At 52.7% G+C, this 12,141-nt stretch carries 13 protein-coding genes and 1 other RNA gene; 5 read left to right on the top strand and 9 right to left on the bottom strand.

The window, feature by feature from the left end:
* Positions 1–22 precede the first annotated feature (22 nt).
* From gcvH to BMY09_RS16430, 6 genes are all read right to left on the bottom strand, one after another.
* Positions 23–415: a glycine cleavage system protein GcvH gene (gene gcvH, locus BMY09_RS16455; protein ID WP_091360452.1), complete on the bottom strand. Its 393-nt coding sequence runs from the start codon at positions 413–415 to the stop codon at positions 23–25.
* Positions 416–438: 23 nt separating this feature from the next.
* Complete coding sequence (gene gcvT / locus BMY09_RS16450) at positions 439–1,545, bottom strand: glycine cleavage system aminomethyltransferase GcvT (protein WP_091360450.1); 1,107 nt, start codon at positions 1,543–1,545, stop codon at positions 439–441.
* A 241-nt stretch (positions 1,546–1,786) separates the two neighbouring features.
* Positions 1,787–3,046 (bottom strand): UbiH/UbiF/VisC/COQ6 family ubiquinone biosynthesis hydroxylase, encoded by a 1,260-nt coding sequence (locus tag BMY09_RS16445; RefSeq protein ID WP_091360448.1) that lies wholly within the window; start codon positions 3,044–3,046, stop codon positions 1,787–1,789.
* 45 nt (positions 3,047–3,091) lie between these two features.
* Positions 3,092–4,366 carry a 2-octaprenyl-6-methoxyphenyl hydroxylase gene (gene ubiH, locus BMY09_RS16440; RefSeq protein ID WP_091360446.1) on the bottom strand — a complete coding sequence of 425 codons (1,275 nt, stop codon included), beginning with the start codon at positions 4,364–4,366 and terminating at the stop codon, positions 3,092–3,094.
* Positions 4,367–4,433: 67 nt separating this feature from the next.
* Positions 4,434–5,747: a Xaa-Pro aminopeptidase gene (pepP, locus tag BMY09_RS16435; RefSeq protein WP_091360445.1), complete on the bottom strand. Its 1,314-nt coding sequence runs from the start codon at positions 5,745–5,747 to the stop codon at positions 4,434–4,436.
* Positions 5,748–5,764: 17 nt separating this feature from the next.
* Complete coding sequence (locus BMY09_RS16430) at positions 5,765–6,457, bottom strand: UPF0149 family protein (protein ID WP_091360443.1); 693 nt, start codon at positions 6,455–6,457, stop codon at positions 5,765–5,767.
* Positions 6,458–6,500: 43 nt separating this feature from the next.
* Here BMY09_RS16430 and BMY09_RS16425 point away from each other — a divergent pair, with 43 nt between their 5' ends.
* From BMY09_RS16425 to BMY09_RS16410, 4 genes are all read left to right on the top strand, one after another.
* Positions 6,501–6,710, top strand: coding sequence for a hypothetical protein (locus tag BMY09_RS16425; protein WP_091360442.1), 210 nt, complete (start codon positions 6,501–6,503; stop codon positions 6,708–6,710).
* Positions 6,707–7,000: a cell division protein ZapA gene (locus BMY09_RS16420; RefSeq protein ID WP_091360440.1), complete on the top strand. Its 294-nt coding sequence runs from the start codon at positions 6,707–6,709 to the stop codon at positions 6,998–7,000. The genes BMY09_RS16425 and BMY09_RS16420 overlap by 4 nt, the downstream gene beginning before the upstream one ends.
* Positions 7,001–7,136: 136 nt before the next feature.
* A non-coding RNA gene (gene ssrS, locus BMY09_RS16415) (6S RNA) lies at positions 7,137–7,316 on the top strand.
* Positions 7,317–7,341: 25 nt separating this feature from the next.
* Positions 7,342–7,947 (top strand): 5-formyltetrahydrofolate cyclo-ligase, encoded by a 606-nt coding sequence (locus tag BMY09_RS16410; protein WP_091360439.1) that lies wholly within the window; start codon positions 7,342–7,344, stop codon positions 7,945–7,947.
* Positions 7,948–7,953: 6 nt separating this feature from the next.
* Here the strand turns inward: BMY09_RS16410 and BMY09_RS22455 are convergent, their stop codons facing one another.
* Both BMY09_RS22455 and BMY09_RS16405 read right to left on the bottom strand, forming a co-directional pair.
* Positions 7,954–8,079: a hypothetical protein gene (locus BMY09_RS22455; protein WP_261832957.1), complete on the bottom strand. Its 126-nt coding sequence runs from the start codon at positions 8,077–8,079 to the stop codon at positions 7,954–7,956.
* A 187-nt stretch (positions 8,080–8,266) separates the two neighbouring features.
* Entirely contained in the window at positions 8,267–9,187 is a 921-nt protein-coding gene (locus BMY09_RS16405; RefSeq protein WP_091360437.1) for an AEC family transporter, read from the bottom strand.
* 299 nt (positions 9,188–9,486) lie between these two features.
* Here BMY09_RS16405 and BMY09_RS16400 point away from each other — a divergent pair, with 299 nt between their 5' ends.
* Entirely contained in the window at positions 9,487–9,999 is a 513-nt protein-coding gene (locus tag BMY09_RS16400; RefSeq protein ID WP_091360436.1) for a glycine cleavage system transcriptional repressor, read from the top strand.
* Positions 10,000–10,071: 72 nt separating this feature from the next.
* Here BMY09_RS16400 and BMY09_RS16395 read toward each other — a convergent pair whose 3' ends face one another.
* Positions 10,072–12,054, bottom strand: coding sequence for a HAMP domain-containing methyl-accepting chemotaxis protein (locus BMY09_RS16395; RefSeq protein ID WP_091360434.1), 1,983 nt, complete (start codon positions 12,052–12,054; stop codon positions 10,072–10,074).
* Positions 12,055–12,141 lie beyond the last annotated feature (87 nt).

The following is a 12,141-nucleotide window of genomic DNA, read 5'->3' as shown; positions in this document are numbered from 1 at the left end:
ATATCTATGATCAGAGTTCTGATCAGCTTTCAGCTTCGCACAGTTCCGCGTAGCCATCCGCATCCAGCAGGTCGTCGGTTTCGCTCTCATCGGAGAGACGGATCTGGACAAACCAGCCATCGCCATAAGGGTCGCTGTTCACCAGCTCAGGCGCATCTTCCAGCTCTTCATTGATGGCGATCACTTCACCACTCAGCGGCGCGTATACATCCGAAGCAGCCTTAACCGACTCGACTACACCCAGATCATCACCTGTAGCAAATTCAGCGCCGACTTCTGGCAGCTCAACAAATACTACATCACCCAGCAGATCCTGGGCATGATCGGTAATACCAATAGTAACCACGCCGTCACCTTCGTCACGGATCCATTCATGGCTGGCAACATACTTCAGATCACTTGGGATATCGCTCATTTTCTCTTTCCTACAGTGAGAGTTTATGAAAACACTTTCGCGCCATTGCGCACAAATGACGGTTTTACCACTTTTACTTCTACCAGTTTGCCACGCATATCAACATGACATGTATCAGCAATTTCAGCTGAAACCCGGGCCATTGCGATAGAACAACCCAGGGTCGGAGAGAAAGTACCGCTGGTGATCTCACCCGCTTCCTCACCATTAATCATCACTTTCTGATGGCTGCGAAGAACGCCCCGGCTTTCAAGTACCAGCCCCACCAGCTTCTGTTTTACACCAGCACTGCGCTGATTTTCAAGCGCCTGACGGCCGACAAAATCGCGATCGGCCGGTTCCCAAGCGATTGTCCAACCCATATTAGCCGACAGCGGAGAAATTTTCTCGTCCATATCCGAACCATACAGATTCATACCCGCTTCAAGGCGCAATGTATCACGCGCACCCAGTCCACAGGGAGCAACACCGGCATCCGCCAGCGCCTGCCAGAAGTCTGCAACATACTCCTCCGGCACCATCACCTCAAGTCCATCTTCACCAGTATAGCCAGTTCTGGCAAAAAACCAGCCTTCAGATTCAAGCCCCTGAAAAGGCTTCAGATTCTCGATCAGCTTGCCTCTGGATTCACTCACAACCGAGATTACCCGGGCCAGCGCATTGGGCCCCTGAATTGCCACCATCGCCAATTCCGGACGCTCGGTCAGCGCGACATTATCAAAGCCCGCGGTATGATCTGCCATCCAGCGCAGATCCTTTTCCCGGGTGCCGCAGTTGACCACCACGCGAAACCACTCTCCAGTGACATCCGGGTCGGTCATCAGGTAAACAATCAGATCATCAACCACACCACCGGTCTCATTCAGCATACCGCTGTAGAGTGCTTTTCCGCGCTCCTTCAACCGTATCACATCGTTCGCCAGCAGATAGCGCAGATACTCTTTGGCATCGGCGCCGGTGACATCAACCACCGTCATATGGGATACATCAAACATTCCCACATCGGTACGTACTTTATGATGTTCCTCAACCTGAGAACCATAATTTATAGGCATATCCCAGCCACCAAAGTCGACCAGCTTAGCATTCATCTGCAGGTGTTTCTGGTAAAGCGCGGTTTGCTGTCCCATATTCTTAACTCTTTTATCCTGAGCGACTTTGTCGTCACTCTGTAACTGACACTATTAATTGTTATTCAGCATTAAAGCTAAGGGCTATATCTGAAAAGGGCAGACAATGTATATAGAATTATCTGACAGTGCAAATTTTGCTCTCAGATTCACCCGGATCAATTAGTCTATATAACGTTTTTCCGCTATCGATAAGACTCTGCTGCTGCGCTATCGCTGTTACCAGGCGCAATTAAGCCGCTTAATCCCTGACAGGTCTGCGAGCCAGACGAGGCAGATTACCACTGAGCCCCATCGCCTGCTGAACGATATGATTTTTCACCGGTGCCAGGGTATTCAGCAGGCTCATACCGCTATTACGCAGCAATCGCGGTAACGGATTATGGGTGTTAAACAAACGCTTAAAGCCTTCCATTGTTGCCGCCATCTGCAGGTTTTCACTCTGCCGCGCGCGCTGAAAGCGACGCAGATGATATTCAGAATTCCAGGCCACTCCGTCCGTCACACCATCGATAATCGTTTCCGCCAGCGCCGCAGCATCCATCAACCCCAGGTTGACTCCCTGTCCAGCCAGCGGATGGATCGTATGCGCCGCATCACCGATTGCGGCAAAACCTGCCTTAACGTACTGCTTTGCATGGCGCTGGCGCAGCGGAAAGACGAACCGCTGATCGGTCTGTTGCACCGCCCCCAGGCGCTCTTCAAAAGCGCGTCCCAATGCCTGACAGAACTCGACATCATCCAGCTCCATCAGCGCTTTGGCATGGTCCGGAGAGGTTGACCAGACAATCGAGCTGAGGTGAGTGTCAGGTAGCGGCAAGAACGCCAGCGGGCCATCCTCAGTGAAACGCTGCCAGCAGGTCGCCTGATTAGACTTTTCCGTGGTCACAGTGGTGACGATGGCGTGATGCCCATAATCCCACTCCCACATGCCGATTCCCGCCAGCCGACGGGTATTCGACAGGGCGCCATCGGCCGCCACCACACAGCGCGCCCGGATCACTTCACCATTGCTGAGTGTCAGGGTACGCACGGCATCTGCGTCGGGTTCAGAGAGTTCCAGCAACCGTACAGCCACAGACAGTTCACAGTTTTCCTGATCCTGCACCCGATTCAGCAGTGCGGTCTGGGTCACCCGGTTTTCCACGATATGTCCGAGACAGGGTTCGTGCAGCTCAGCACAATCAAAGCGGATCGCCCCGCTACCCTCGCCATCCCAGACATCCATTGCCCGATAGGGCATCAAGCGCATCTGTTCGATCTGCTGCCAGGCACCGGCCACTGTTAATACCTGCTGCGAGGCTACCGTCAACGCGCTCACCCTGGGATCATAGCCGTTTGCCCGCTGACTTTGCTCCCACGCCAGCGCACTCACCGGATCGATCTCCCGGCTTTCAAGAATACGGATACGCAGACCGCTGTCTGCCAGTAAAGCCGCGAGTGTCAGCCCCACCATACCGGCACCGACAATCACCAGATCTGTTTCGTTATTGTGTGTCATTCGAGTCCTCTCACACCGCTATGCAGCAGGCAGATGCAGGGTAAATTAGCGCAGATCCGGGGTGGGCTGATCAAGTCCCATGGCACTGCGGGCAAACACTGTTTTCGCCAGCGGGCAGATATCCAGCAACTGTAAACCGGCACTGCGTCCCAGCGCCAGCAGAGGGTTACTGTTGGAGAAAAGTTTCATGGTTTTGTCACTGAAACCGATGGTTTTTTGCTGATCCTGACGCACCTGCCGGGCAAACCGGGTCAGATGGTTGACATCCCCCAGACCGATACCCGCCTCCCGGGCCCGGATCAGCTCAGCCGCCAGAGACACCACGCCCCGTAGCGCCAGATTATAGCCCTGACCGGCGATAGGGTGCAGCGCATGGGCGGCATTGCCAAGCACGATCAACCCCTGCCGCACCTGCTCATCGGCGACACTGAGCTTCAGCGGGTAACTGTAGCGTTCCCCCACTTTAACAAACACGCCGGCCCGGTAACCAAACCGCTCATGCACCCGCTCAATAAACGCCCGGTCGTTCAGCGCCATCAGTTCCTCTATCTGGTCATCGGGCACGGTCCACACCAGCCCCATCCGGTGACGAACTCCGGTTTGTCCGCTAGCGGAATCTGCGGGCAGATCTTCAAGGGGCAGAAGCGCCATCGGCCCGGTATCGGTGAAGCGTTCATAGGCGATATGGTGATGGCTGGTTTCCGGGCTGATATTGGTGACCAGTGCATGCTGATGATAGCCCTGCTGTTGATAACCGATCCCCAGCTGCTCGCGCAACCCTGAACGGCCGCCATCGGCCATCACCACTAATTCAGCTGTCAGCGAGTGTTCAGATCCCCCGGCACTCAGTGTCACCGCCATATTCTGCTGCTGGTAGCTTACTGCGGTTACCTCAGCAGGGCAGAGCAGATCAATATGCGCCGCATCCGGCTGAGCTAAGCGATTCATCAGTACCCGGCCCAGCCAGTGATTTTCTACCACATACCCCAGCGCAGCGACGTTTTCCTCCCCGGCATTGAGTCGGGACACACCAAATCGCCCCTTATCTGACACATGGATATCAGTGATGGGAGAGAGATGTTCACACAGCTGCTCCCAGATACCGATCTGTTCGTAGATCAGACGGCTGCCATAGGCCAGCGCCGTCGCCCGGGCATCATAACTGGGCTGGTATTCAACACTGCCGGCATCAGTCATCGGAAACGCTTCAACCACCGCGATAGACAGCCCCAGCCGTTTCCCGGCAGGGATCAGCGACGCAGCAAGACTGGCCCCTACCATACCACCACCAATGATCAAAATATCGTAATGCTGCTTCATAGTCGTCCGGGTTATTAACACGTAAGGCCGCCTGCAACAGGCGTGAAAAGATACTTGTACATAAGGCTTAGCGAGCCATTAACTGCTCGATCTCAGCCACACTTTTTGGTACACCGGCACTGAGAATCTCATAGCCATTTTCGGTCACCAGTACATCATCTTCAATACGGATGCCGATACCTCGCCATCTCTTATCCACATGTTCGTTCTGTGGTGAAATATAGATGCCCGGTTCCACGGTCATTACCATACCCGGCTCCAGAGGCCGCCAGTCGCCATTCACTTTGTAATCACCAACATCATGCACATCCATACCCAGCCAGTGGCCGATGCGGTGCATATAAAACGCTTTATAGGCGCCACTTTCAATCAAGCCTTCCAGATCACCTTTGAGCAGCCCAAGATCAATCAGTCCCTGGGTTAATATCTCAACCGACAGATCATGAATACGGATCCAGGGCACCCCGGGGCGAATCGCTTCGATACACGCCAACTGAGACTTCAACACCAGCTCGTAAACCGCCTGCTGTTCCGGACTGAACTTCCCGGAGACAGGAAAGGTGCGGGTAATATCACCGGCATAGTAGTCCAGCTCACAGCCCGCATCGATCAGCACCAGATCACCGTTTTTCAGCTCATCCCGATTCTCGGTATAGTGCAGCACACAGGCATTATCACCGCCACCGACAATGGAGGAGTAAGCAGGCAGGCGGCAGCCGTTCATCGCAAAATGATGCGTAATCTCCGCCTCCAGCTGATACTCAAGCAATCCCGGCTGACACGCCTTCATCGCCCGGACATGGGCTTCTGCTGAGATCCGTCCCGCAGCCCGCATCACCTCAATCTCTTCCGCTGATTTAAACAGCCGCATCTCATGCAGAAGGTGATCAAGCATAACAATTTCAGATGGCGCAACCGCTCCCAGACGGGCTTTCTTACGGATACTGTTGAGCCAGTCACGCACCTGGCCATCGAGCGCTTCACTGCTTCCCATGGAGTAATAGAGCCGTGCCCTGCCCTCCAGCAGCTCAGCCATCCGCTCATCCATTTCGGCAACGGGGTAGGCCTGATCGGCACCATACTGTTTACACACCCCTTCAGGTCCGGCGCGATAACCGTTCCAGATCTCCATCTCAGGGTCCCGGTCACGACAAAAAATCACCACCTGCCCCTCACTGCGCCCCGGTATCAGCAGCAGCAGTGCGTCCGGCTCATTAAAACCGGTCAGATAATAAAAATCGCTATCCTGACGGAAGGGATACTCAACATCCCGGTTACGTGGCACATCTGCCGCTGCCGGAATAATCGCAACACTGCCCGGTGCCATCTGATCCATCAACTGCTGACGACGGGCGGCAAAACCTGACTGACTGATTCGCATCTCGGTAGTCACTCCTGTTAGTGAAGGGTTGCACCCGGTGCAACCTCCTCCGGTGACGGCGGAGCATTAAACTCGCCAAAGATCATCATCGATGAGATACGGACATATTCCTGCAGCTCCATCAGATCCGCCTCACTCTCTTCGTCTGCTTCAGGTTCCAGCTCAATCTGAGCGATCTGCTCCATATCGGCAAGCGCTTCTTTCAGCTCATCCGAGAGCGATTCATTGGTATGTCCACCCTGCAGACCAAAACCAGTCAGATAACCCTGACACCAGCATCCCAGAGCTTCGGCCCGTTCAGCCATGGACAGATCATCATCGGGTAGCAGCAGCTGAAAGCCGAAATCGCCCTGCTCCAACTGCGCTACCACGCCGTCATAGAGGTCGGTAAATGCGAGCTTAGAGGACTCATGGCGAAATTCTGTAATATCGGTCAGCTCAGCGGCCAGCTTCAGCCAGGCTTCGTGACTGAAGCGGGCACCAGCGGACAGATAGCCGCACAACAAACCGTGCAACTCAGCAGCGCTACTGGTCATACTGTCTTCGGCGACCAGCACATCGCACATTTCATAATATTCGGGGAGGTAATCTTCGGGGGACTGCGTTTCGGGCATGGCGGAGCTACTCTGTATCGACTTAACTTTTCTGGATTCATATCCTAGCACTTCAACTACGGTGGCACCACGAAACAGCACTCGATTACCAACCATTTTCCGCTTATCATACTGTCTCTGATAACTGAGTCTTATACCTATGTCTGCGCAAGCGTTCGATAAACTGGAACAACAGATCAATGAGCTGATCCGGCACTGCCAGCAACTTGAGCAGTCAAACCGGGATCTGCACCTGCAAATCGCAGCACTGAAAGAGGAGCGCAACCAGCGCCTTCAGATCACCGGGCAGACAGAGCAGAAAATCGAAGCGATGATCAGTCGCCTTAAAACACTGGAGCAGCAGGCATGAGCAGTTCCCCGCGAAATATCTCCGTCACGCTGCTGGGCAAAGAGTATGTAGTCGCCTGTCCGGCGGAAGCTGAGGGGGAGCTACTGAAAGCAGCCGCTTATCTGGATAAAAAGATGCAGGAGATACGAGCCGGAGGACGCATCATCGGCTCCGAAAAGGTTGCCGTAATGGCGGCACTGAATATCACCTATGAGCTGCAAACAAACCAGGCGGCAGAACGCAACGAGACCCACTCCCGACTCAATCAGCTGAGCCAACTGATTGAGCAGACACTGCCGGATACCCCCTGATCCTGCCATGAATATTTTTCATCTTTAATTAATAGACTTGCTTTTCATAAGGTTACTGACCAGCCAATTTATCTGTTAGCACAGTTAAGTTTTATTTCAAGGCTGACATTCCGTTTCGGAGCGGTATAATGGAGCCAGCTCCCTGAGGTTATTGGTAGTCTGATTTAGTCCCTTGAGCCGATAATCACACTTTTGGAAGCTTCCTGGTTAACTGATGTGCATGTCCGCCAGACGGAAAGCCTAATGTTCTCCGGAGGCTGCCACCTTGAACCTTCGGGTTCAGGGCCGATATCAGCGCCGCAACCCTGGGGAGTCTTTTCTTTTTCTTCTGCACCCAACCTATGAATAAAGCCACAGATTTTAAACAGAATCTGCGTCGTCAGATGCGCAAAGCGCGGCGAAGCCTGACTCCCGCACAGCAACGTCAGCACGCGCACGGATTACTCGCAACCTTACGACGGCTAACTCAGTTCCGCCGCAGTCGCACCATCGCGCTCTATCTTGCCAGCGATGGTGAGATCAGTGCCGAACAGGTAATCGATTACTGCCGCAAACGGGGTAAACAGTGCTTCCTTCCCGTGCTCCATCCGGTTCGTCATAACCGCCTTTGGTTTATTGAATACAAAAAAGAGACGGTGTTAACGAAAAACATCTACGGTATCAAAGAGCCCTCAGTTATACGGGCGCCACGCCGCCCGGCCTGGGCACTGGACCTGGTGCTTTTGCCGCTGGTGGCATTTGATGATGAGGGCGGTCGGCTGGGTATGGGTGGGGGTTACTACGACCGTACCTTTGCATTTAAACAGAGTTGGCGTAAAGACAGGGGAACCCGCCTGATCGGACTGGCTCATGACCTGCAGAAAGTGGACCAGCTGACAACCGAAAGCTGGGATATACCACTGGAAGGAGTGGCCACCGAGCAGCGCTTCTATAACGCTGCCCAATAACCGGATTTAGTTATTAAACACCTGCCCGACTATCGAGGCAAACTCGATATCGGCATGACTGACACCTGTAAAAACGGTTCCCAGTACAAACACAGCGATTAACACGACAACCAGATCGGGTCCTTTTTTCATTTTTTTACTGCTCGGAAAGTTTATTTCACTAAGTCAAAAGCGCGCACATTCTTCCATAAAAACGAAAAAACACAAGCATTTTTACCATGTATTTTTAAGACGTTACATACGCTTTATCGACAAATGCTTTAAAAGCTTAAGAGAAGACAGCAATTCCATGACATAAGTTCCATCTTTTCCCAGAAATTCACAGAAAAAGTGGGAAAATCGACAAAACCACCGGCATTATCAGCATAGAAAGCAGTGTTTGGCCGGTTATGATTGCAGACATCAGTACTGCATCGCCCCCCAGTTGCCGGGCCAGAACATATGCAGAAGGCGCTGTTGGCAACGCACTGAAGAGTATCAACACCTGAGCGACCTCGGGAGAAACAACAAACAATCGACAGATCAGCAACATCAGACAGGGAAACACCACCAGTTTAATGATGCTGCTATAGATAACGGCGCCACCCGCCTTACGCAGAGCAGTAAGATTCAGTCCGGCACCGACCGCCAACAGTGCCAGGGGCAAAGCGATACCGCTCAATAAGCCCGCCACCGAAGCCACCATCCACGGCAGACCAATGCCCGACAGATTGAGAAAAATACCCACAAAGCAGGCAACTATCAGCGGGTTTTTCACCACCGCCAGCAAAGCGCTGAGGTATCCGGCGTCCTTACGGGTGTAAAGACTAAAAATCAACACACAGAGAAGATTTAACAGCGGCACCATCACCGCAATAATCACCGCCGCAACCGCCACCCCGGTATCCCCAAACAGAGCGGCTCCCGAGGCCAGCCCCACATAGGTATTGAAACGCATCCCTCCCTGATAAACCGAGGTAAAGCTGCTGTTCGCCATCGGTCTGAAGCGTTGAACACCGAGCAGAATCAGCGTGCCAGTAAACAGTAGCAGAATCACCGCCAGGGCAACCTCTGCAACCGGAACAGCCCCCACATCCGCAAGGCTCAGCTTGTAAACCAGCAGTGTCGGGAACAGCAGAAAATAGATCAGCTTTTCTGCAGGCTCCCAGAAACCATCGCCGGGAAAACCAGTCCGGCGAATAATATGTCCAATACATAACAATGCAAAAACCGGCCATAAAGCCGTGAGAATCCCGCTCATCTGTGTATATAATCCAATAGATCTTTGCCCTACAGCTGCGGTTAGATGGCAGGCAATAAGAGCAACCGATACGAAAGTAATCAATAATCTGTGGAATTATGGGATGATCAACCCTGGTTGTCAGCACTTTTTGCACGCGGCAGCTATTCTTCTGAAGAGAGATCAGGAGTGTAAATCCGGTAATATCCCGATCAGCTCTACTCGCAAAGTTTGATACGCCTGTACATCACAGGCAGGAATGACGGCCGATATCAACGGGGACAGTGATCCGGCCTGGCTATATAAAAGGAGTAACTATAATGACATCCCTCGTACTGACCGTGATCGCCCCGGACAAACCCGGACTGGTAGAACTGCTGTCCCAGACCATCGCCAGCAATGAAGGTAACTGGCTGGAAAGCAGCATGTCCCGTCTGGCGGGTAAATTTGCCGGCATACTGATTGTATCCGTTCCGGAAAACCACGCAGACTCGCTGATTGAGGCGCTGCAGCAGTTGCAATCTCAGGGTTTGAAGGTGATCGCTGAGCGCAGCACTGAAGCAGACGCCTCCAGTGAGAGTAATAATATTACGCTGGAACTGATCGGCCACGACAAGCCCGGTATTGTCCGGGAGATCTCGCAGGCGCTTAATCGTTACAGCATCAATGTTGAACGGTTATCCACAGAGCTGGTCAGTGGTTCAATGTCCGCTGAGCTGCTGTTCAAGGCAGACGCTGAGCTGACTGTTCCTGTAGGCGTTGATCTGGAGGATCTACAACAATCACTTGAAGCGATTGCCAACGATCTGATGGTGGATATCACCCTGAACTGATACCGACTACAGTTACATAAAAAGCCCGCCAAAGTGCGACGGGCTTTTTTGTTGCTAAGGTAGTCCTGCTTCTCAACTGATCGAGAAGCGTGCCAGTAATGACTGCTGCTGCCTGGCAACATCCAGCAGTTCCTGACTGCTTTCAGAGGCGACCACAGCCCCCTGCGATGTCTCCGCTGCCGTGACATTGATCGACACCAGCGTCTGACTCACTTCTGCCACCGCCTGCGCCTGCTCAGTCGCTGCAGTTTCAATGAAGGCGTTCAAATCCCGGATATGCGACACCGCTTCATTCATCGCCTGCAACACCTGCTGCGACCGACCCGCTTGTTCAACACAGTTCTGGGTTTGCTCGAAGCTCTGGTTCATCACCTCGGACACCCGGGTGATGGCATTCTGCATGTTACCGACCATCTCCTGAATATCCTGAACCGAGTCACGGGTACGCCCGGCCAGCCCCCGGACCTCATCGGCTACCACAGCAAAACCTCTGCCCTGTTCCCCCGCACGGGCCGCCTCAATAGCAGCGTTCAATGCCAGCAGATTTGTTTTTTCAGCGATATCCTGAATCGTGGTCAGAATCATAACGATCTGGTTACCAAACGCTGCCATCTCATTACTCACCCCCATCGCCTGATCAATACCCTTAGCCTGGGTTTCGATACTGGCAACGGTATCCAGCATCTGCTGACTAACATCCTGACTCAGCGCTTCGAACTCATGCACCGCCTGCAGTGTTGTCTTACTATGACCAGCCACTTCAGAAACACTGTGCTCCATCTCCACCGCGGCCGAGGAGGTTTGCTCCAGCTTCATCCCCTGAGTACTCATCGCTTCAGTCGTTTGCTGGCTAATCGAGGCATTGCGGTTAGCCACACTGGATAAACGGTCAGCCCCCGAAGCGACTTTCTGCAGGATATCCCTCAGCTCCTCAACGACAGAGTTCAGGTAACGGCTCAGATCACCAAACTCATCTTCGCGCTTAACCTCAAATACGACACTCAGATCGCCCTTGCGGAATGCACTCAGCCCCGAATGAATATGCGCCAGTGGTACCCGGATAGTCTGCATCAGTATGATCGCCACGATCAGGCCAGACACGACGGAGCCCACAGAGAGCGCTAATATGCCCACCTGACTGAAATTAACCAGTTGCTGTGCCTCGTTCCGGGCATTCCCGGCCAGTTCATGATTGGCTGCGATAAACGCACTGACCGCCGCGCGCGCCTGAGAAATCAGGTTATCGGTTTTTTTCAGGCTTTGCGCAAGCACAGCCTCAGCCTCAGCCTTCTGTTTGTAATAGTCAACCAACCCTCCCTCTTGATAGAGATGATTATTGACTGAATTAATGGTGCGTTTTAACAGATAGAAATTGGGAACGTCAGAGTCGATCGCCGCCAGCGCCTGCTTCAGCTTTCCCTTATTGTCTTTCAGCTCTTTTTCCAGTTTGGCCATATCATTAGTGCGCTGAAAATCCACCAGATGAAAACGGTGCATACTGAACGCCACCATCAGGTCATCCGCTTTGTCCAGCACACTCTGATCCACCTGATTCTCGTACAGGGATTTTACCCACAGGTTGAGAGTATTCCCCAGCCCCTGAAAATCAATCTCTGCCTGTCGGGTCTGAAACTCCAGAATCAGCGACTGCTTCCGGTCAGCCATCACTTTTTCGGTCACGGCAAAAAACTCTTTGCTAACCGTCTGAACCTTATCGATACTGGCTTTCAACTCTGGATCACCGGCCGCTTTTTCAGCCACAACAATCTGCGCATCATTAAACTGAACGATCCTCGCCTTTACAGCCTTCTTTTTCTCGTTGAGTTGCTTAATCCGGTCCTGTGACAATGCCGCAAACAGTTCAGAGTTAACCTCTTCCAGATAGACCAGTTGCTGAAAGCTACCCGATAGTGAAGGGATCACATTGTCAGAAACATTGAAGAAGTGATTCGAAATAGTTTTACTGCCAAACAAACCACCCGCTCCAACAACGATAATAAACAGCACCATTAAAGAGAAGCCTGCCGTTAGTTTGTGGGTAATATTCAGTCTCATACGCGCTCCAGCATCCAGCCTTTTATGCAGGCTAGTGATGATTATAGTTATAGTGAGGTATCGAATCAGTGTGGCAATTTACCCGGT

The organism is Amphritea atlantica, from assembly GCF_900111095.1.
Classification (GTDB): Bacteria; Pseudomonadota; Gammaproteobacteria; order Pseudomonadales; family Balneatricaceae; genus Amphritea; species Amphritea atlantica.
The sequence above is the reverse complement of the archived record's forward strand: the minus strand, read 5'-3'. Positions and strand labels throughout refer to the sequence as shown.

Excerpts from the sequence above, each read along its gene's own strand:
- gcvH (WP_091360452.1), bottom strand. The coding sequence starts at position 415 with ATGAGCGATATCCCAAGTGATCTGAAGTATGTTGCCAGCCATGAATGG.
- gcvT (WP_091360450.1), bottom strand. The coding sequence starts at position 1,545 with ATGGGACAGCAAACCGCGCTTTACCAGAAACACCTGCAGATGAATGCT.
- BMY09_RS16445 (WP_091360448.1), bottom strand. The coding sequence starts at position 3,046 with ATGACACACAATAACGAAACAGATCTGGTGATTGTCGGTGCCGGTATG.
- ubiH (WP_091360446.1), bottom strand. The coding sequence starts at position 4,366 with ATGAAGCAGCATTACGATATTTTGATCATTGGTGGTGGTATGGTAGGG.
- pepP (WP_091360445.1), bottom strand. The coding sequence starts at position 5,747 with ATGCGAATCAGTCAGTCAGGTTTTGCCGCCCGTCGTCAGCAGTTGATG.
- BMY09_RS16430 (WP_091360443.1), bottom strand. The coding sequence starts at position 6,457 with ATGGTTGGTAATCGAGTGCTGTTTCGTGGTGCCACCGTAGTTGAAGTG.
- BMY09_RS16425 (WP_091360442.1), top strand. The coding sequence starts at position 6,501 with ATGTCTGCGCAAGCGTTCGATAAACTGGAACAACAGATCAATGAGCTG.
- BMY09_RS16420 (WP_091360440.1), top strand. The coding sequence starts at position 6,707 with ATGAGCAGTTCCCCGCGAAATATCTCCGTCACGCTGCTGGGCAAAGAG.
- BMY09_RS16410 (WP_091360439.1), top strand. The coding sequence starts at position 7,342 with ATGAATAAAGCCACAGATTTTAAACAGAATCTGCGTCGTCAGATGCGC.
- BMY09_RS22455 (WP_261832957.1), bottom strand. The coding sequence starts at position 8,079 with ATGAAAAAAGGACCCGATCTGGTTGTCGTGTTAATCGCTGTGTTTGTA.
- BMY09_RS16405 (WP_091360437.1), bottom strand. The coding sequence starts at position 9,187 with ATGAGCGGGATTCTCACGGCTTTATGGCCGGTTTTTGCATTGTTATGT.
- BMY09_RS16400 (WP_091360436.1), top strand. The coding sequence starts at position 9,487 with ATGACATCCCTCGTACTGACCGTGATCGCCCCGGACAAACCCGGACTG.
- BMY09_RS16395 (WP_091360434.1), bottom strand. The coding sequence starts at position 12,054 with ATGAGACTGAATATTACCCACAAACTAACGGCAGGCTTCTCTTTAATG.